Here is a 19,568-nt window from a genome sequence, read left to right on the forward strand (position 1 = left end):
CGACCGCCACGGCGGTTTGCATCCGCCGCCGTGCTGGCTTCAAATAGGCCGATGACCAAGCCCAGCCCCGCGACCGCCAGTCGCCGACCGCGCGCCAGCAGCCAGGCGCGCATTCGCCAGATCCTCGCCAGCGCCCGCGAACTGCTCGCCGAGCAGGGCGCTGCGACGCTATCGGTGTATGCCGTGGCCGAGCACGCCGGCATTCCCCCCTCTTCCGTCTATCACTTCTTTTCCGGTGTGCCGGCGCTGCTGGCCGCACTGACGGCGGACGTGCACGCCGCCTTCCGGGCCAGCCTGGAACGGCCCATCGAGCATGACAGCCTGGGCAGCTGGCACGACCTCTCACGCCTGATCGAACAGCGCATGCTGGCGATCTATCAGCAGGACAGCGCCGCGCGCCAGCTGATTCTGGCGCAACACGGTCTCGGTGAAGTCACCCAAACCGACCAGCGCCTGGATCTGGAACTCGGCCAGGCCATGCAGGCGGTGTTCGAGCGGCATTTCGCCCTGCCTCCGCTGCCGCAGGACATCGATGTGTTCGCCCTGGCCCTGGAACTTGGCGACCGCGTCTATGCTCGATCCATACAGCTGTACGGCAGCCTGACGCCACGCATGGCCGAGGAAGGCATGCGGGTGTTCGATGCCTATCTCGGCCTGTACCTGCCGCCCTGGCTGCCGAAGCGGGAACAGGCGGAACGCTGACCGATAAATATCGATAAACGGCCGCTTCATTTGATCTTCTGAGCTCAACAGCCTCTATCAATCCGGATAACTATCGAATAAATTTGCGCCTTCGATAGCCGCCCATCAACGCCGCGAGGTTTCCATGTCCCGAGTCGTTACCGTAGCCGCCACCCAGATGGCCTGTTCCTGGGATCGCCAGGCCAACATCGCCAATGCCGACAGGCTGGTGCGCGAGGCCGCCGCCAAGGGCGCGCAGATCATCCTGATCCAGGAGCTGTTCGAGACCCCGTACTTCTGCCAGAAGCCCAATCCGCAATACCTGCAGCTGGCGACCCCGGTGGAGCAGAACCCGGCGATCCAGCATTTCCAGAAGCTCGCCGCCGAACTGCAGGTGGTGCTGCCGATCAGCTTCTTCGAGCTGGCCGGGCGGGCACGCTTCAACTCCATCGCCATCATCGATGCCGACGGCAAGTTGCTTGGCGTCTACCGCAAGAGCCACATCCCGGACGGCCCCGGCTACCACGAGAAGTACTATTTCAACCCGGGCGACACCGGCTTCAAGGTGTGGAACACCCGCTACGCCAGGATCGGCGTAGCCATCTGCTGGGACCAGTGGTTCCCCGAGACCGCCCGCAGCATGGCGCTGATGGGTGCAGAACTGCTGTTCTACCCGACCGCCATCGGCAGCGAGCCGCACGATGCGAGCATCACGTCCCGCGACCATTGGCAGCGCGTGCAACAGGGCCATGCCGGCGCCAACCTGATGCCGCTGATCGCCAGCAACCGCATCGGCCGCGAGGAGCAGGACGGCTACGACATCACCTTCTACGGCTCCTCGTTCATCGCCGACCAGTTTGGCGCCAAGGTCGAGGAGATGGATGAAACCAGCGAGGGCGTGCTGGTGCACAGCTTCGACCTCGACCAGCTGGAGCACATCCGCAGCGCCTGGGGCGTGTTCCGCGATCGCCGGCCGAACCTGTACGGCTCGATCAAGACCCTCGACGGCTCGCTGCCGTCCGAGTGAGCAGCAGACCTTCATAGCTCGAAAGCGCGCCGCACTTTCCACCGTTGGACTTCGGCGGTGGAAAGGCCCGCGGCCGTTTCCACCCTTCACGGACATCGCCATGACTACCCTGACCAGCACCCCTCGCCAAGATGGTTACTACATGCCCGCCGAATGGGCGCCGCACAGCCAGACCTGGATGGTTTGGCCGCAACGCCCGGACAACTGGCGGGACAACGCGGCGCCGGCGCAAGCGGCCTTCGCCGCCGTCGCCAAGGCGATCGCCCGTTTCGAGCCGGTGACCGTCTGCGCCAGCGCCGAGCAGTACCTGGCGGCGCGCGCCGCACTGGATGACCCGCGCATCCGCGTGGTGGAAATGAGCACCGACGACGCCTGGGTGCGTGACACCGGGCCGACCTTCGTCATCGACGACAACGGCGGCCTGCGCGGCGTCGACTGGACCTTCAATGCCTGGGGTGGCGAAGACGGCGGGCTCTACGCCGACTGGCAACGCGACGACGAGGTGGCGCGCAAGATCCTCGAGATCGAGTACTGCGATCGCTATCGCACCGAAGGTTTCGTGCTCGAGGGCGGCTCGATCCACGTCGACGGCGAAGGCACGCTGATCACCACCGAGGAGTGCCTGCTCAACCGCAACCGCAACCCGCAGCTGTCCCGCGAGCAGATCGAGGCGGTCCTGCGCGAGCACCTGGCGGTCGACAGCATCATCTGGCTGCCCCACGGCCTGTTCAACGACGAAACCGACGGCCACGTCGACAACTTCTGCTGCTTCGTCCGCCCGGGCGAAGTGCTGCTGGCCTGGACCGACGACGCCAACGACCCGAACTACGCACGCTGCCAGGCCGCTATGGCGGTGTTGCAGCGCGCACGCGACGCCAAGGGCCGCGCGCTGACCGTGCACAAGATCCCGATCCCCGGCCCGCTGCATGCGTCGGACGCCGAGTGCGCCGGTGTCGTGGCGCTGGATGGCAGCCAGCTACGCGATCCGTCGATCCGTCTGGCGGGCAGCTACGTGAACTTCCTGATCGTCAACGGCGGCATCATCGCACCGGCCTTCGGCGATCCGCTGGACGGCGAAGCCGAGCGCATCCTGCGCGAGGTGTTCCCCGAGCACGACGTGGTCATGGTACCGGGCCGGGAGATTCTGCTGGGCGGTGGCAACATCCACTGCATCACCCAGCAGCAACCGGCGCCCTTCGTACGCTGAGGGCGAAACGACGCGCCTGGGCGCTGGCCCAGGCAGAGAGGGTCCGATGGACTTTCTGGTGAACCTGGACGTCGACGACCTGGAGCGGGGCGTGGACTTCTACAGCTCGCTGTTCGGTCTGCAGGTCGGGCGCCGACTCGGCGGGTTCGCCGTGGAGTTGCTCGGCGGCCCTGCGCCCATCTACCTGCTGCACAAGGACGCCGGCAGCGCTGCGACGCCCGAGGGCAACCAGCACCGCCATTACGGACGCCACTGGACGCCGGTGCATCTGGACTTCGTCGTCGAGGATATCGAGTCCGCCACCGCAAAGGCGATCGCCCTGGGTGCGCGGCTGGAGAAGCCCATCACGACCGAAAACTGGGGCCGGCTGGCGCTGCTGGCCGACCCCTTCGGTCACGGCTTCTGCCTGATCCAGTTTCTCGGTCGCGGCTATGACGAGCGGCTCGACTAGAGCCGTCGAGCGCGATGCGGTTCAGCCGACGATGACCTGATTCTTACCGAGGCGCTTGGCGGTGTACATCGCCGCATCGGCACGGGCGAAGACGGCGCTGAGTTCTGCGTCGCTGGCCTTCAGGTAGGTCAGGCCCAGGCTGGCGGTGACGCGGAAGCGCTCGCCGTTCTCGGCGGTGAACACCACCCGTTCGATCTCGCGCTGCAGACGCTCGGCGATCTGCTCGGCCAGGTCCGGCTGGCAACCCGGCAGCACGGCGGCGAACTCCTCGCCACCGATACGGCCGAACAGGTCGCTCTGACGCAGCACGGCGGCGCCGCAGCGGGCGACCTTCTGCAGCACCTGATCGCCCATAGGGTGGCCGTGGGTATCGTTGATGCGCTTGAAGTCGTCGATGTCCAGCAGCAGGAACGCCAGCGACGAGGCGAACTGCCGGGCGCGTTCGAATTCGATTCGCGCGCACTCGAAGAAGTGCCGGCGGTTGCTGCTCTGGGTCAGCACGTCGGTAGTCGCCAGGCGCTGCAGCTCGCCCTCGAGCTGCTTCTTCTCGGTGATGTCCTCGGCAATGCCGACTATGATCGGACTCTGCCCGTTCTCGCCCGGACGGCCGAGGAAGCACTTGTCGCTCAGCCAGCGCAGCTGCCCGTCACCGCGAATGATGCGGTACTCGCGGGTTTCCACGGCGCCCTCGTCGAGCACGGCGAGCATGCTCTTCTGGGCGTACTCCACGTCGTCGGGGTAGATCGCGTTGCGCCATTCGCCGTAATCGGCCAGCAGCAGGGCCGGTGAGCGGCCGAAAATACGTTCGTAGGCCGGGCTGACGTAGATCATCCGCTGCGCCTGCCAGTCGAACGCCCAGAGCACCGCATTCACACCGCCCATGAGCGTGCTGAACAGCTGTTCGCGCTCACCCAGCCGGGCGACCTCTGCCCGCGCGTGCATCAGCGCCAGCAACGTCTGCGCATCCCCGCCCGGCGACATTCTCATTCCCGCCTCACCCTGCTTGCTCGCAAGCCGCATAGCCTTCTTCCTGAAACGACCGCCGCGCGTGGCAGCGGTACTGCATGGATTAAAGAATGCTGTTCAGAGAGGCGCCAAGGCGCAAAGTTCCGGGCGCCGCAGCGCCCGGCGAAGGAGCCGATCAGAGGTCAGGCGGGGGTGACGGGCGGTCGCAGGGAATAGGTGCGCAGGTGCTCGGCGAAATCGCGCAGGGACTGGATGCCGCTGGCCTCGGCCTCGTGCACCCACTGCTTGATCGCGGCGAGCATGTCGTGGCCGTTGGCGCTGGTCTTGCTCCAGATCTGCTGCAGCGCCAGGCGCTTCTCGTAGATCACCTTGAGCGCCTGACTTTGCGCGAGCATGACATCGATATGCGCCTGCTGCTCCTGCTGCAGCAGGCTCGGCTCGCGGGTCAGCAGGCGCTTGGCACGGCGCAGCTGGTGCCGCAGCGTCGCGTCGGCTCGGCCGAGCTCCTGGCGCACCAGCGGCACGATCACCAGCTTGCGGTACTGCGCCATGATCTGGAAGCGGTTGTTGAGGATCGCCATGGCGCTGTCCATGTCCAGCTGCTGCTTGCCCTCGATGCGATGGGCGATGGGCGCGGTGCGGTTGACCTTGGCCAGGCCGAGCAGGCTGAACAGGCGAATCCAGGCCCAGCCCATGTCGAACTCCCACTTGCGTACCGAGAGCTTGGCTGAGTTGGGATAGGTGTGGTGGTTGTTGTGCAGTTCCTCGCCACCGATGAGGATGCCCCAGGGCACCAGATTGGTCGCGGCGTCGCGGCATTCGAAGTTGCGATAGCCGACCGCATGGCCGAGGCCGTTGACCACGCCGGCGGCCCAGAACGGAATCCAGATCATCTGCACCGCCCACACCGTCAGGCCGAGGGCGCCGAACAGGGCCAGGTCGATGGCCAGCATCAGCACAATGCCGAGGTTGGGGAAGCGGGAATAGAGGTTGCGCTCGACCCAGTCATCCGGGCAGTTCTTGCCATAGATGCGCAGGGTTTCCTCGTTCTTCGCCTCGGCCATGTACAGCTCGGCGCCCTTGCGCACCACCGTGGCCAGGCCCTTGTGCACCGGGCTGTGCGGGTCGTCCGGGGTTTCGCATTTGGCGTGGTGCTTGCGGTGGATGGCGGTCCACTCGCGGGTGTTCATCGCCGTGGTCAGCCACAGCCAGAAACGGAAGAAGTGCTTGAGCGCCGGGTGCAGCTCCAGCGCGCGATGCGCCGAGTAGCGATGCAGGTAGACCGTGACGCTGACGATGGTGACGTGAGTCAGCAGCAGCGTGGTCGCGATGAGCTGCCAGATCGACAGGTCGAGTAAGCCGGTATGCCACATGGTAACGGGGTGCCTCATGATAACGGTGCGCTGACGAGACCTTCGCCGGCGTTCACCTGCCTGCAGACTAACATCAGCCCATCACGAGTCCAGAACGAGGGCTGACCGACCGTCTAAAAACTGATGCTTTTTTAGCCAGCTTCGGCTGCAATCGCTACGCTCGAGGTGGGCAGCCGAAGCGCCGACGACCGAGCGGGAAAGGCGCTATCGGCGATGCTGGCATAGAGCTATCATTGTTTCTTTTTGCCCTGGAAACTTGCGGCTCATGCCTATGTCGTACGTCGAGCGCAGCACCTCGCACCCATGGCCGGCACGCGGATGAACAGCGCCGACCTCTCGACCCCCAGATGGATCTTCGGCCTCGGCAGTCTGCTGCTCGTGCTGCTGTTCGGCAGCCTTGCGTTCAATGACTACCGCGCCCGCGATGTCGCCTGGCATCTGGAGATCGAGACGCATGGCGAGTTGCAGAGCCTGGCGCTGCAGAGCGCGCAGCTCAATCAGCGGCGCCAGGCGGACATGGTCGCCACCGCCCTGGCCGGCAACGCCGAGGTGCTGCGCCAGATGCGCCTGGTCGATGCCGCGCTACGTGATGGCCGCTCCCTCGACGATCCCCGCCTCGAGCGCTCGCGCCAGCGGCTGCGTGCGGCGCTGACCCCAGCCTGGCGCTCGATGCAGCGCCACCAGGCGCTGCAGCTGCAGCTATTCTGGGGCGACGCCGGGGTCACCGTGCTGCGCATGCAGCAACCGGAGCGCTTCGGCGACACTCAGGCCGCACAGCGACCGATGCTGCAGCGGGTACTGCGCGACGGCATCGAACAGTTCGGCCTGGAAGTCGACGCCCTCGGCGCCAGCAGCCGGGCCATCGTGCCGCTGCGCGCCGTGGACCGGCAGGACAGCGAAGTCATCGGTGCGCTGGAGGTGGGCTACAACGTATTGCCGGAACTGCCCGACCTGAGTGCGCAGCTGGCCGCCGGCCTGGCCCTTATCATCAACCGCGAGGCGCTGCAGGCGAGCCAGACGACACCTCCCAGCGGGGTACAGCTGAGCGAGGGCAGTGACTGGCTGCTGATCGGCCATTCGGCGACGCAGGTGCTGCACTGGGCCCAGGCGGGCGTGCTGCCGGAGCCGGGCAGCGGCAAGGGTTCGCGACTGCTCGATGCCGACGGGCGCAGCTACATACTCAACCAGATTCCCCTGCACGATGAGCAGCAAGCCGAGCCGTCCACGCCACCCCTGGCTGCAGCGCTGGCCTGGCGCGACATCAGCGCCATGCAGGGCGAACACCTGCAGGCCGAACGCCGTCTGCTGATCAAGTGGGGCCTGGCCTGGCTGGTCGCCGAGGCGCTGCTGCTGGTGCTCGCGTTCCTCCTGCAACGGCGCATCAGCGTGCAACAGCAGTATCAGTTCGCCCAGCAGCAGCAGAACCGCCGACGCCAGCGCCTGCTCGACCGCGCCCAGAAAATCGCCAGTCTGCTACCGGGCATGGTGTTCCAGCTCAAGCGCTTCGCCAATGGCCGCTATGCGTTTCTCTACGCCAGCGAAGGCGCCCGCGAGCTGTACGGCATCGAGCCGCAACGGCTGCTGGAGGACGCCGCCCAGGCGCTGGTCCACGTCCACCCGCAGGACTTGCCACGCCTGCATCGCGCATTGCTGCGCCTGGCCGTGCATCCGGGCAGCGGCGCGGTCGAGTTCCGCATCCAGCATCCGCAGCGTGGCCTGCTCTGGGCCGAGGGCCGCGCCAGTGCCGAACGGCTGGCGGACGGCACAGTGCTCTGGCATGGCTTCGTCACCGAGATCACCGAGCTGATGGAAGCCACCCGCGCGCTGCAGAAGAGCGAGAGCCGCTTCCGCGCCATGGTCGGCAACCTGCCGGGAGTGGTCTACCGCTGCCGCAACGATGGTCGCCGGCGCATGAGCTACCTCAGCGAAGGCATCGAACGCCTGACCGGCTACCCGGCCAGCGATTTCGTCGGCGACCGTGTGCGCAGCTACGGCAGCCTGATCCACCCGGACGACCAGGCGCAGGCCGAGCAATCTCCGGCGCAGGACAGCTTCGAGCGCATCTACCGCATCACCAATGCCGAGGGACGCACCGTCTACGTACGGGAAAAGGCCCGTGTGCTGCGCGAGCGTGACGACCCCGTGGGCTGGTGCGACGGCTTCATCTGGGATGTCACCGACCAGGCGCTGGCCAAGCAGGAGATGGAAGAGCGCGAGCGCTACCTGAGCATGCTGATCGACAACGTGATCGACGCGATCATCATCATCGACGGTCGCGGCATCATCGAAACCTTCAACCATGCCGCCGAGCAGATCTTCGGCTACCGCAGCGACGAGGTGATCGGCCGCAACCTCTCGATGCTGATGCCCGAACCGGACCGTTCGGCCCATGACGGTTACTTGGACCACTACACGCGGCGCGGCACCTCCCGCGCGCTGGAGCAGAACCGCGAACTCACCGCTCTGCGGCGCAACGGCGAGACCTTCACCATCGAACTGCGCGTCTCGCAGATCAGCCACCACGGCGAGCGCAGGTTCATCGGCCTGGTGCGCGACATCACCGAACGCAAGCGCATCGAGCGGATGAAGAGCGAGCTGGTGTCCATCGTCAGCCATGAGCTGCGCACACCGCTGACCTCCATCTCCGGTGCCCTCGGCCTGATCGTCGGCGGCGCCCTGGGCGAGCCCTCGCCGACCATGCTGCAGATGCTCACCATCGCCCATCAGAACAGCCTGCGTCTGGGCCGCCTGGTGGACGACCTGCTGGACATGGACAAGCTGGTCGCCGGCAAGATGACGCTGCAGCTGCACGGCCATTCACTGGCCCGGCAGATGCAGCTGGCCACGGAGGCAAACCAGGGCTACGCCGCCAAGCATGGCGTATACCTGCAGCTGGAGCCGCTGCCGACCCTGCAGCTGATCGCCGACGACGATCGCTTGCAGCAGGTATTGGCTAATCTGATCTCCAACGCGGTCAAATTTTCACCCGAGGGAGGAACAGTCTCGCTCGGCGCGCAGCAACGCGGCGCCTGGGTGCGGATCTGGGTGCGCGACCAGGGGCCTGGCATCGCGCCCGAGTTCCACGCACGGATTTTCCAGAAGTTTTCCCAGGCCGATTCCTCGGACACGCGCCAGAAGGGCGGGACGGGACTGGGCCTGGCGATCAGCAAGGAGCTGATCGAACACATGCATGGCCGGATCGGCTTCGACTCGGAGCCCGGCCATGGCGCCTGCTTCTGGTGCGAACTGCCGCTCGCACCGGCTGCGACCGACCAACCCTGATGCGCGCATGACGACCGACGCACAGGCAAACCGACCCCCCGGAGGCACAATGGCAGAGCTCAGGCGCATCCTGCATGTCGAAGACGACCCGTCGATCCAGGCCGTGACCAAACTGGCCCTGGAAGCCATCGGCGGCTACGAGGTGCTGTCCTGCTCGTCCGGCGCCCAGGCGCTGGAAGAAGTCGAGGCGTTTGCGCCCGACTTCATCCTGCTGGACGTGATGATGCCCGGCATGGACGGCCCGCAGACGCTGCTCAAGCTGCGCGAGCGAATCGACCTGGAGCGGATTCCGGTAACATTCATGACGGCCAAGGTTCAGCCGGGCGAGATCGAGCACCTGCGCAAGCTCGGCGCGCGCGACGTGATTGTCAAACCTTTCGACCCGATGCAGCTGGCCGGGCAGATTCGCAGCATTTGGCTGACTGGCCGATACTAAGGCCCTGAGCACATCCGCCGGGACGCGACACGCTGTCCGCTCGTGCGCCACTCACCGAACCAGCAAGGCACCGACGATGGAGTCACCGCAAGCAATCCCGGCGCCGTTGCCATCCGCCGCGCAGCCACGCGAACTCTCGCGCCTGGCGGCCCTGCTGCGTTACGAAATCCTCGATACGCCCGAAGAAAGCGCCTTCGACGACTTCACCGCGCTGGCCGCGCAGATGTGCGACACCCCGATTGCACTGATCTCGCTGGTCGATGACCGCCGCCAGTGGTTCAAGAGCCGGGTCGGCCTGGACGTCAGCGAAACCCCGCGTGACATCTCCTTCTGCACCTACACCATCACCGGCGAGCAGATCTTCGAGGTACCCGACGCGCTGCAGGATCCGCGCTTTCGCGACAACCCGCTGGTGCAGGGCGATCCGCACATCCGCTTCTACGCCGGTACGCCGCTGACCTCGCCGGACGGCCACAACCTCGGCACGCTGTGCGTCATCGACCGCAAGCCGCGGCGGCTGAGCAGCGAACAGCGGGAAACCCTAGAACGCCTGGGCCGCCAGGTGATCCGCCTGTTCGAGCAGCACCTGCTGGCGCACCGGCATGCCGAGCAGGCGGCATTGCAGCAGGCGATCCTCGACAGCGCCTCCAGCGCCGTGCTGATCACCCGCCCGGACGGCATCGTCACCAGCGTCAACCCGACCGCCGAACGCCTGCTCGGCTACAGCGAGCAGGCGCTGGCCGGCCACCCGCTGACCACTGCCCTCTTTCGCCACGAAGCGCTGGAGCGGCGCGCCAAGCTGCTCTCCAGCGAACTCGAGATGCCGGTGGAAGCGGGATTCGCAGTGCTCACCGCGCCGCTGCACCTTGGCCGCCGGGAGATGTCCGAGTGGCGCCTGCGCCACCAGAGCGGCAGCGAAGTGCCGGTGCTGCTGGGCGTCACCGCCATCCACGATGAACAGGAACAGCTGCGTGGCTACCTGATCAACGCCTACGACCTGGCCTACCAGGAACAACTGCAGCTGCGCCTGCAGCAGATCGCCGCGCAGGTGCCGGGCATGCTTTTCCAGTTTCACTGGCGCGGCAACGGCAGCTCCTGCTTTCCCTACGTCAGCGAAGGGGTCGAGCAGATCTACGGCCTCAGCCCGGGGCAGCTGGCCAGCAGCTTCGCGCCCATCGTCGGGCGCGTGCACGCACTCGATCGCAGCACCCTGTTGAGCAGCATCCGCAAGGCCGCCGCCGAGCTCACGCCGTGGCACAGCGAGCACCGCGTCGACCACCCACGCAAGGGCCTGATCTGGGTCGAGGCGCGCGCCACACCGCTGCGACAGGTCGATGGCTCGGTGCTCTGGCACGGTTTCGTCACCGACATCACCGCACGCAAGGCCGAGCAGCTGGAGCTGGACAAGCAGCAGGAAATGAACCGGCGTCTGCTCGAAGCGTTGAGCGAGGCGGTGATCGCCTGCGACGCCGAGGGCAATCTGACCCTGTTCAACGAGAAGGCCAAGCAATGGCACGGCGCCGATGCCGCGCCGGTGTCACCGAACGAATGGGCCAGCCATTACCAGCTGTACCGGGCCGATGGCGTCACGCCGCTGCAGCCGGAAGAGATCCCGCTGCGCCGCGCCCTTGGCGGCGAACACGTGATTGATCACGAGATGGTCCTGCTCAGCCAGGGCACGCCGCGCCATGTGCTGTCCAACGCCGATCCGCTGTACACCTCCGATGGCCAGCTGCTGGGCGCTGTCGCCGTGCTGCACGACATTACCGAGCGCAAGCGCATCGAGCGTCTGCAGCGCGAATTCATCTCCACGGTCAGCCACGAGCTGCGCACGCCGCTGACCTCCATCACCGGCGCGCTGGCGCTGGTCTGCTCCAATGTCATGGGCGAGGTTCCCGGGCAGATGCGCGAGCTGCTGGACATCGCCCAGCAGAACAGCCAGCGCCTCGGGGCACTGATCGACGACCTGCTGGACATGGACAAGCTGCATGCCGGCAAGATGCGCTTCGACCTGCTCGAGCAGCCGCTACTGCCGCAGCTGGAGCTGGCCCTGCGCAGTAATGGCAGCTACGCCGAACGCCATGGCGTGCAGCTGCGCCTGGGCGACTGCCCGGCGGTGCAGGTGGAAATCGACGCCATGCGCCTGCAGCAGGTGCTGAGCAACCTGCTGTCGAACGCCGCGAAGTTTTCGCCGCCCGGCGAGCAGGTCGAACTGTCGGCCCGCATGCGTGCCGGCCATGTGCGGGTCAGCGTCCGAGACCGGGGCCCAGGGATTTCCGACGAATTCCGTGAACGGGTATTCCAGAAGTTCGCCCAGGCCGATTCGGCCGACAGCCGCCAGCAGGGCGGCACCGGCCTCGGTCTGGCGATCAGCAAGGAGCTGATCGAGCACATGGGCGGACAGATCGGCTTCGAATCCGCACCCGGCCAGGGCGCCTGCTTCTGGTTCGAGCTGCCCGTCCGGGGCGAGACCAAGGAGAGTTCGTGAACAGACAGCTCAAGCGCATCCTGCACGTCGAGGACGTTCCTTCCATTCAGGTGGTGACGCGCATCGCCCTGGAAAAGATCGGCGGCTTCGAGGTGCTCAGCTGTCCGTCCGGACAGGCGGCCCTGGACCAGGTTCAGGCGTTCGCCCCCGACCTGATCCTGCTCGATGTGATGCTGCCGCAGATGGATGGCATCGAGCTGGTCCGCCAACTCGGCGATCTGGTGGACCTGCAGCAGATTCCGGTGGTCTTTCTCACCGGCCATCTGCAGCCCGAGCGGCTGCAGGAGCTGCGCCAGCTCGGTGTGCGCCAGGTGTTGAACAAACCCTTCGACCCCCTGCAGCTGGCCTCCCAGCTGCAGCAGGTGTGGGAGGCCGAGCATGGATGAGCGTGCCCGCCTGGCGCTGCAGGAACAGCTCACCCAGCTTGAGCAGCAGTTTGGCGAACGCCTGCAGGCGGACCTGGCAGAACTGGCAACGCTCGCCCGTGACCTGCAGCAGACCCGCGCCACCGGCAGTCGCCGCCAGCTGATGCTGAGCGTGCGCGAGCGACTCCATCGCCTGGCGGGCGCGGCCGGGACCTTCGGTTTCGCCAGCCTCGGGGACAACGCCCGGCAGCTCGAACAGCGCGCCGATCGCTGGCTGGACTCGGCCAAGCCCGGCAGTCGCGCCGCCGATGCCTTCGCCGCCGCCCTGCTGCAACTGGCCAGCGAGACACCCGGGCAGGAGCGCGAAGGCGCAGCGGCGCTGCCGGTGCACCACGAAGAGCCGGCGCCGGGCTGCCGCATCTACCTGATGAAGCGCGACCCGATCGCCGCCACCAGCATGGCGGTGACCCTGCGCAACTTCGGCTACATGGTCAGCCAGTGGCATGATTTCGCCGCCCTCGAGCAGGCCCTGGCCAACGAGCTGCCCGATGCGCTGATCGTCGGCATCGAACATGAAGGCGAGTTCGATGCACTGGCGGCGCTGCAGCAGAGCCTGGAGCAACCCCTGCCGCTGCTGGTGATCCACGATCGCAACGACTTCGCCAGCCAGCTGGCCGCGGTGCGCGCCGGTGCCCAGGGCTTCTTCGTCCGCCCGCTGGACATTACCCAGCTGGAAAACAGCCTGGAACGCTGCCTCGACCGCCAGCAGGGCGAGCCCTTCCGTGTGCTGATCGTCGACGACGACGCCGAGCTGGCGGCGCGCTACAGCCTGGTGCTGCGCAACGCGCAGATGCAGGTGCAGACCCTCACCGAACCGACCCGCGTGCTGGACGCCATGCGCAGCTTCAACCCCGAGGTCGTGCTGCTGGACGTCAACATGCCGGAATGCTCGGGCCCGGAGCTGGCGCAGATGATCCGCCTGCATGACGAGTGGCTGCGGGTGACGATCATCTACCTGTCGGCGGAAACCGACACCCACCGGCAGATGGCCGCCCTGCTCAAGGCCGGCGACGATTTCATCACCAAGCCGATCAGCGACAGCGCGTTGGTGGCCGGTGTCTATTCGCATGCCCAGCGTGCCCGCTCGCTGAGCACCGCGCTGGCCCGCGACAGCCTGACCGGCCTGCTCATGCACGCCGACATCAAGGAACAGCTGGCACTGGAGGTGCAGCGCAGCAGCCGCAGCGGCAAACCGGCAAGCGTGGTGATGCTCGACCTCGACCGTTTCAAGCAGGTCAACGACACCTATGGGCACGCCGCCGGCGACAACGTGATCCGCGCCCTGGCCAACCTGCTGCGCCAGCGCCTGCGTCGCATCGACAGCCTCGGCCGCTACGGTGGCGAGGAGTTCGTCGCGGTACTGCCGGAATGCAGCGCTCTGCAGGCCAGGCGCATCTTCGACGAGATCCGCGTGCGCTTCGCCGCCCTGACCTTCAATGCGGGCGACCATCAGGAGTTTCGCGTCACCTTCAGCGCCGGCATCTGCGAAACCGATGAGCACAGCGCCGCCAGCGTCCTGCTGGAGCGCGCCGACCAGGCGCTGTACCTGGCCAAGCACCAGGGCCGTAATCAGGTGCAGGTCGCCGAGCGCTGAGGGGCTACCGTTCGTCGCGAACCGCTCCGCGTCTGTGGGGTCTGACTATATTCGGGAGTCCCGGTGTTTCCGCTATCGCGCGGCGGCCAGGGTTCCATGCAGTCTCCCCCGCGGAAGGAGTCCGGTTTGCCCGCAAGACTCGCGATCGGTTGGCATTCAATCGCATTTCTGGCTGCGTTCGCGCTGCTCGCCGCCCTCGGCTGGCAGGGCAAGCGAACCCAGGAAACGCTGCTGCAGACCAATCGGGCCGTCAGCCATAGCCTGGAGGTCATCACCTCGGTCCAGGCCATCCTCTCCTCGTTGCAGGACATCGAGACCGGCTCGCGCGGTTTCATCCTGACCGGCGATGCCAGCTACCTCGAACCCTACGAGCGCGGCCTGAACCAGCTGGAAGGCTATCGGCGCAGTCTGGAACAACTGGTCGAAGGCCGCAGCTATCCCGACGAGCGCTGGTTCCGCACGCTGGATGCAGCCATTGCCGAACGCCTGCAGGTGGCTGCCGGCAATGTCCAGGCGCGCCGCGACGCCGGCTTGCAGGCGGCCGCCGAGCGCTTGCGCGGCGCCGGCGGCAACCTGCTGATGGATCGCCTGCGGGCGCTGCTCAACGCAGTGGAACAACAGGAGCGGCGCGAGCTGAAAGCAGCCAGCAGCGCCGTTGCCCAGACGACCGAGCGGGCCCAGCGTCTGGCCCTCATCGGCAGCCTGGTGGTGGTCGCGCTGCTTCTCATCGCCTTCTGGGCGGTACACCGTAATCTGCGCATCCGCCAGCAGCTGGCCGGCGCGGCGCAGGCAGGCGAGGCCCGGCTCGGAGCGCTGCTACAGGCCATTCCGGATTACCTCTATGCGGTGGACCACCGACAGCAGGTATCCAGCCTGGCCGCGGGAACGGCTCGCCGGGCGCCCCAGCCCGCGGCCATCGAACCCCTGCTGCACGACCTGCTCCAGCAGCACGAAGACAGCGGTCTGCGGCAGAACACCTGGTGCGAGGTGCAGACCCGGCGCACTTTCGAGGTTCGCCTGATGCCCACCGGGCTGGGCGACCACCTGGCGATCGCACGGGACATCAGCGAGCTGCAGCGCAGCCGTGACAGCCTGCACGACCAGCAGTTGTTCCTGCGCCGGGTGGTGGACACCGACGACAACCTCATCTTCGTCCGCGACGCCCATGGCCGCTTCCTGCTCTGCAACACCGCGCTTTCCGCCCTGCTCGACGTGCGACCGCAGGATATCGAGCAGCGCCACCCCGACGAGGTGGCTTCCGCTCGCCTGCTGCGACCGCTGCTGCTGGGCGACGACGAACTGGCGGCCCTGGCGAGCAGCAGCGGGGAGCTGCGCACCACCGAGGTCGCCCTGACCGACGCCCACGGCACCGAGCATTGGTTCCAGGTGGTCAAGCGACCGCTGCGCATCTCCGCGCGCACCTGCAATGTGGTCACGGTGGCGGTGGACGTCTCCCTGCGCCGGCGCATGGAGCAGATGAAGACCGAATTCATCTCCACCGTCAGCCACGAGCTACGTACCCCGCTGACCGCCATTCGCGGCGCGCTCGGCATGCTGATCGGCGGTATCGCCGGGCAGCTCAGCGACGAGGCCCGTCCGCTGCTGACCATCGCTCACAAGAACAGCGAGCGGCTGGTGCGCCTGATCAACGACATCCTCGATATCGAGAAGCTGGAAGCGGGCCGCCTGGCGTTCAACCTGGGCCGGCACGACGTGCGGCCGCTCGTCCAGCAGGCGCTGTCGGACATCACGCCGTACGGGCAGGACTACGGCGTCACCCTGGAATTCCTCGACGCCCCCGAGCTGGCCTCCAGTGAAGCAACCCTCGACCCTGACCGCTTCGCTCAGGTGATGGCCAATCTACTGTCCAACGCGATCAAGCATTCCCCCGCCAGCGGACGCGTGACGGTCGACCTGCGACGCAGCGGCGAAAGGCTCGAGATCGGGGTGCAGGATCGCGGGCCCGGCATACCGGAAGCCTTCCGCTCGCGCATCTTCGAGCGCTTCGCCCAGGCCGATTCGTCCGATGCGCGTCAGCGCGGCGGTACCGGGCTGGGGCTGGCCATTACCCGCTCGCTGGTCCAGCAGATGAACGGCAAGATCGGCTTCGATTGCCAGCCGGACCAGGGCACGCGCTTCTGGCTGCAGCTGCCGCTGGAGGAACACGCCCAGCCGCTCCAGCCGCAGGCACCGGCGCAGCCACTCAGCCTCGGCTCGGCGCCGCAGCAGACGCCCCTTATTCTGATCCTCGAACCCGATTGCCACGCCGCCGAGCAGCTGGCCGAGGCGCTGCACCAGCACGGCTATGCCACGCTGATCGCCCATGCTGCCGCCGAAGCACGCGAACTGCTCGGCCAGCACCGTGTCCAGGCGCTGACCCTCAGCCCGGCGCTGGACGACGAGAACAGCGTGGCCTTCCTGCAGAGCCTGCGCAGCCAACACCACTACCGCAACCTGCCGGTGCTGATCGTCAGCGTGCAGCCGCAGCGCCGGGATGAGGATGACGGCCTGCTGCGCGGCGGTGCGGTAGGCGTGATCGACTGGCTGCACAAGCCGATCGACCCCTCCCGCGTCATGGAGGTGATTCGCGCCTGCCTGCAGCTCGGCGGGTCGAAACCGCGCATCCTGCACGTGGAGGACGACGACGACCTGCGCGTACTGCTGGCCAAGCAGATCGCCATGCTCGACGTCGAACTGGCCGGCGCCGCCACCCTGCAGGAGGCGCGTCAGCTGATCAGCGCGCAGCCCTTCGATCTCGCCATCATCGACCTGATGCTGCCCGACGGCGACGGCACCGAGCTGTTCGACCAGCTGGCGCAGAGCATTCCGCCCCCACCGGTGATCATCTTTTCCGCGCTCGACACCCCGATCCAGGACAATCGCCTGGCGCTGCGCCAGCTGGTCAAGTCCCGTCACGACGGCGACGAGCTGGCCAGGCTGATCCAGCACCTGTTGCAGCACTGGCCACCGGGCCACACTCACTCTGACGAGGTTCATGCATGAGCGAATCCGCCAGCAAGCGCATCCTCATGGTGGAAGACGAAGAAGACATCGCCTTCCTCATCCGTTACATGCTCGAACGCCACGGTTTCGTCGTCGACCATGCCGCCGATGGCCGCCAGGCGCTCGATCACTTCGCCCAGGCCGCCCCACCGGACCTGACCCTGATGGACATCATGCTGCCCTATCACGACGGCCTGGAGTTGATCGAACGGTTACGGGCACAGGCCGGCTGGGAAAGCGTGCCGGTGCTGATGCTGACCGCCAAGGCACGCGAGGTGGATATCGTCCGCGCGCTGGAACTGGGCGCCGACGACTACGTGACCAAACCCTTCCAGCCGGAGGAACTGCTGGCACGCATTCGTCGCCTGCTGAGGGGGCGCCGGTGAAGCGCGCGAGCGCATGAACCGCGCACTGGTCGCCCTGGGGATGGATCGTCAGGCGCTGCTCCTGTTACGGGGGCGGGTGCGCAGCAAGCTGATCGGCCTCACCTGCCTGCGCCATCTGGCCGACCCCACCCATTGGGACGCGGTGCAGCCGCTATTGCTCAGCCGCAACGCCATCGTCGCCCTGGCCGCCGCGCAGACGCTGGTGGCCATGGACCCGGCAAAGGCCATGCAGCTGATCCTGCCGGCGGCGGTGGAACGCCCCGACTGGGCGTTGCCGCGCCTGGTCAGCCTGTGCCAGCAGGCCGGTGAGCAGGCAGTGACCACGCCGCTACTGATCGTGCTGTCCAGCTCGCCAGACCCGCGCCGCGAGCGACTGGTCGGCCTGCTGGTGCATGGCGACCCGCGCCATGCCGCGCCCTGGGCGCGGGCACGGCTGGACCAGGGGGCGCCTGTCGAGCAGCTGCAGGTGGCGCTGCGCTGCCTCAGCGAGCTTGGCGACCCACGCGACCGCCCGCGCCTGCTGCGCGCCCTCGGCCACGAGCAGGAGGGCGTGCGCCTGGCCGCCCTGCTGGCGCTACACAAGCAGGCACGTCGGGAAGACAGCGAGCTGTTCCTGCCGCTGCTCGCCGACCGCAGCTGGTGGGTGCGCCAGGCCGCCGCCGATAGCCTGGCGACGTTGCCCGGCGCATCCCCGGACGCGCTGCAGCAGCTGCTCGAGCAGGTGCACGACCGCTACGGCAGGGATGCCCTGCGCCGGGCCATCGCGGAGGTGCGCCGGTGACGGTCGACTGGTTGTGGTGGCTGCAGGTCGCCTTCATCCTCTATTTCCTGCTGCTCAACGGCATGTACCTGCTGCTCAATCTGCTGTCGATGGGCAGCCTGATGGGTTACATCCGCCAGCGCGCGGAAACCGGCGAGCTGGCGCCTTATCTCGGCGTCGAGCCGCCGGTGTCGGTGCTCATGCCGGCCTTCAACGAAGAGGCGACGATCCGCACCTCGGTGCGCTCGATGCTGCAGCTGCAGTACCCCGAATTCGAGATCGTGGTGATCAACGACGGTTCCAAGGACCGCACCCTGGCCGTGCTCATAGAGGAATTCGACCTGGTGCCGCACCCCGAGCCGTTGCGCCAGGCCGTCGCCCACCAACCGGTGCAGGCCATCTATCGCTCGCGCCGCTACACCAACCTGCGCGTGGTCGACAAGGCCAACGGCGGCAAGGCCGATGCGTTGAATGCCGGTATCAATGCCGCGCGCTACGGACTGTTCTGTGGCGTCGACGCCGACTCCATCCTGCAGCGCGACAGCCTGTTGCGCGTGGTCCAGCCCTTCCTCGAGGACGAGCGCACCATTGCCGCGGGCGGCACGGTGCGCATTGCCAACGGCTCGCAAGTGCGTGGCGGCTTCCTGATCCAGGCCGGGCTGCCACGCAACTGGCTGGCGCGCTTCCAGATCGTCGAGTACCTGCGCGCCTTTCTGTTCGGCCGCCTCGGCTGGTCGCCGCTCAATGCTGTGCTGATCATCTCCGGCGCCTTCGGCCTGTTCGATCGCGAGCGGGTGATGGCGGTCGGCGGCTATCGCACCGATACGGTCGGCGAGGACATGGAGCTGGTGGTGCGGCTGCACCGTTATCACCGCGAAAAGCGCATCCCCTACCGCATCCGCTACCTGCCGGACCCAATCTGCTGGACCGAATGCCCGGAAGACCTCGGTACCCTCGGTCGGCAGCGCAGCCGCTGGCAGCGCGGCCTGGCCGAAAGCCTCGGGCGTCATGCCCGCCTGGCCTTCAGCCTGCGCGGCGGCACGCCCGGCTGGCTGGCCTGGCCGTTCATGGCGCTGTTCGAGTGGATCGGCCCGCTGATCGAACTGGTGGGCTACGGCGTCATGCTGGCGGGCTTCGCCTTCGGCGCGGTGTCCTACGCGGCGCTGGCCGCCTTCCTGCTGGTGGCGATCGGCATGGGCATCCTGCTGTCGGTCAACGGCCTGCTGCTGGAAACCATGTCCTTCCGCGTCTACAGCCGTCGACGCGACATGCTGCAGCTATTCCTGATGGCCGTGCTGGAGAACTTCGGCTACCGCCAGCTCAACACCCTCTGGCGCTGCCGCGGTCTCTGGCAGTGGTTCTCCCGGCGCAAGCACCAGTGGGGCATGATGCGCCGCAGCGGGCAGTGGGGGCAAAGCTAGCTGAACGCTCAAAAGACCGTAGGGTGGATCACGCTTCATCGATCCACCATGGCTGTGCAACAAGGTGG

At 67.0% G+C, this 19,568-nt stretch carries 14 protein-coding genes and 1 pseudogene; 13 read left to right on the plus strand and 2 right to left on the minus strand.

Translation table 11 applies throughout. The annotated features are described in order from the left end of the window. Positions 1-51: 51 nt before the first annotated feature. The 4 genes from P5703_RS21770 (at position 52) to P5703_RS21785 (ending at position 3,366) form a co-directional block, all read left to right on the plus strand. Positions 52-702: a TetR/AcrR family transcriptional regulator gene (locus tag P5703_RS21770; protein WP_011911312.1), complete on the plus strand. Its 651-nt coding sequence runs from the start codon at positions 52-54 to the stop codon at positions 700-702. A gap of 124 nt (positions 703-826) precedes the next feature. Continuing rightward, positions 827-1,708 (plus strand): N-carbamoylputrescine amidase, encoded by an 882-nt coding sequence (gene aguB, locus P5703_RS21775; protein ID WP_011911311.1) that lies wholly within the window; start codon positions 827-829, stop codon positions 1,706-1,708. Positions 1,709-1,808: 100 nt separating this feature from the next. Continuing rightward, complete coding sequence (gene aguA / locus P5703_RS21780; protein ID WP_279643065.1) at positions 1,809-2,915, plus strand: agmatine deiminase; 1,107 nt, start codon at positions 1,809-1,811, stop codon at positions 2,913-2,915. A 46-nt stretch (positions 2,916-2,961) separates the two neighbouring features. Beyond that, on the plus strand, positions 2,962-3,366 hold the full coding sequence (locus P5703_RS21785) for a VOC family protein (protein WP_011911309.1): 405 nt from the start codon (positions 2,962-2,964) through the stop codon (positions 3,364-3,366). Positions 3,367-3,387: 21 nt separating this feature from the next. On the opposite strand, the gene P5703_RS21790 is transcribed toward P5703_RS21785, so the two are convergent. Both P5703_RS21790 and desA read right to left on the minus strand, forming a co-directional pair. Next, a complete protein-coding gene (locus P5703_RS21790; RefSeq protein ID WP_279643066.1) occupies positions 3,388-4,386 on the minus strand; it encodes a GGDEF domain-containing protein in 999 nt (332 codons plus the stop codon). Between the two features lie 128 nt (positions 4,387-4,514). Then, on the minus strand, positions 4,515-5,705 hold the full coding sequence (desA, locus tag P5703_RS21795) for a delta-9 fatty acid desaturase DesA (protein WP_279643076.1): 1,191 nt from the start codon (positions 5,703-5,705) through the stop codon (positions 4,515-4,517). Positions 5,706-6,008: 303 nt separating this feature from the next. Here desA and P5703_RS21800 point away from each other — a divergent pair, with 303 nt between their 5' ends. From P5703_RS21800 to P5703_RS21840, 9 genes and pseudogenes are all read left to right on the plus strand, one after another. Continuing rightward, positions 6,009-8,987 (plus strand): PAS domain S-box protein, encoded by a 2,979-nt coding sequence (locus P5703_RS21800; protein ID WP_279643067.1) that lies wholly within the window; start codon positions 6,009-6,011, stop codon positions 8,985-8,987. Between the two features lie 49 nt (positions 8,988-9,036). Beyond that, complete coding sequence (locus P5703_RS21805; RefSeq protein WP_011911305.1) at positions 9,037-9,423, plus strand: response regulator; 387 nt, start codon at positions 9,037-9,039, stop codon at positions 9,421-9,423. Positions 9,424-9,499: 76 nt separating this feature from the next. Further along, positions 9,500-11,911: a PAS domain S-box protein gene (locus tag P5703_RS21810; RefSeq protein ID WP_279643068.1), complete on the plus strand. Its 2,412-nt coding sequence runs from the start codon at positions 9,500-9,502 to the stop codon at positions 11,909-11,911. Beyond that, on the plus strand, positions 11,908-12,297 hold the full coding sequence (locus P5703_RS21815) for a response regulator (RefSeq protein ID WP_003282388.1): 390 nt from the start codon (positions 11,908-11,910) through the stop codon (positions 12,295-12,297). Before P5703_RS21810 ends, P5703_RS21815 begins: the two co-directional genes overlap by 4 nt. Further along, complete coding sequence (locus tag P5703_RS21820; RefSeq protein ID WP_279643069.1) at positions 12,290-13,930, plus strand: diguanylate cyclase; 1,641 nt, start codon at positions 12,290-12,292, stop codon at positions 13,928-13,930. Before P5703_RS21815 ends, P5703_RS21820 begins: the two co-directional genes overlap by 8 nt. A 126-nt stretch (positions 13,931-14,056) precedes the next feature. Further along, positions 14,057-16,933, plus strand: a complete 2,877-nt coding sequence (locus P5703_RS21825; protein WP_279643070.1) for a CHASE3 domain-containing protein — start codon at positions 14,057-14,059, stop codon at positions 16,931-16,933. Then, positions 16,930-17,319, plus strand: coding sequence for a response regulator transcription factor (locus tag P5703_RS21830; protein ID WP_011911301.1), 390 nt, complete (start codon positions 16,930-16,932; stop codon positions 17,317-17,319). Before P5703_RS21825 ends, P5703_RS21830 begins: the two co-directional genes overlap by 4 nt. Then, positions 17,315-18,100, plus strand: a pseudogene (locus P5703_RS21835) (HEAT repeat domain-containing protein); the annotation flags it as partial. The gene P5703_RS21830 and the pseudogene P5703_RS21835, both read left to right, overlap by 5 nt. Beyond that, positions 18,097-19,500 carry a glycosyltransferase family 2 protein gene (locus P5703_RS21840; RefSeq protein ID WP_279645096.1) on the plus strand — a complete coding sequence of 468 codons (1,404 nt, stop codon included), beginning with the start codon at positions 18,097-18,099 and terminating at the stop codon, positions 19,498-19,500. The pseudogene P5703_RS21835 and the gene P5703_RS21840, both read left to right, overlap by 4 nt. Positions 19,501-19,568 lie beyond the last annotated feature (68 nt).

The organism is Stutzerimonas sp. FeSN7 (assembly GCF_030263795.1).
Lineage (GTDB): Bacteria > Pseudomonadota > Gammaproteobacteria > Pseudomonadales > Pseudomonadaceae > Stutzerimonas > Stutzerimonas stutzeri.

Excerpts from the sequence above, each read along its gene's own strand:
- desA (WP_279643076.1), bottom strand. The coding sequence starts at position 5,705 with ATGTGGCATACCGGCTTACTCGACCTGTCGATCTGGCAGCTCATCGCG.
- P5703_RS21830 (WP_011911301.1), top strand. The coding sequence starts at position 16,930 with ATGAGCGAATCCGCCAGCAAGCGCATCCTCATGGTGGAAGACGAAGAA.
- P5703_RS21770 (WP_011911312.1), top strand. The coding sequence starts at position 52 with ATGACCAAGCCCAGCCCCGCGACCGCCAGTCGCCGACCGCGCGCCAGC.
- aguA (WP_279643065.1), top strand. The coding sequence starts at position 1,809 with ATGACTACCCTGACCAGCACCCCTCGCCAAGATGGTTACTACATGCCC.
- P5703_RS21785 (WP_011911309.1), top strand. The coding sequence starts at position 2,962 with ATGGACTTTCTGGTGAACCTGGACGTCGACGACCTGGAGCGGGGCGTG.
- P5703_RS21790 (WP_279643066.1), bottom strand. The coding sequence starts at position 4,386 with ATGCGGCTTGCGAGCAAGCAGGGTGAGGCGGGAATGAGAATGTCGCCG.
- P5703_RS21810 (WP_279643068.1), top strand. The coding sequence starts at position 9,500 with ATGGAGTCACCGCAAGCAATCCCGGCGCCGTTGCCATCCGCCGCGCAG.
- P5703_RS21800 (WP_279643067.1), top strand. The coding sequence starts at position 6,009 with ATGGCCGGCACGCGGATGAACAGCGCCGACCTCTCGACCCCCAGATGG.
- P5703_RS21820 (WP_279643069.1), top strand. The coding sequence starts at position 12,290 with ATGGATGAGCGTGCCCGCCTGGCGCTGCAGGAACAGCTCACCCAGCTT.
- aguB (WP_011911311.1), top strand. The coding sequence starts at position 827 with ATGTCCCGAGTCGTTACCGTAGCCGCCACCCAGATGGCCTGTTCCTGG.
- P5703_RS21805 (WP_011911305.1), top strand. The coding sequence starts at position 9,037 with ATGGCAGAGCTCAGGCGCATCCTGCATGTCGAAGACGACCCGTCGATC.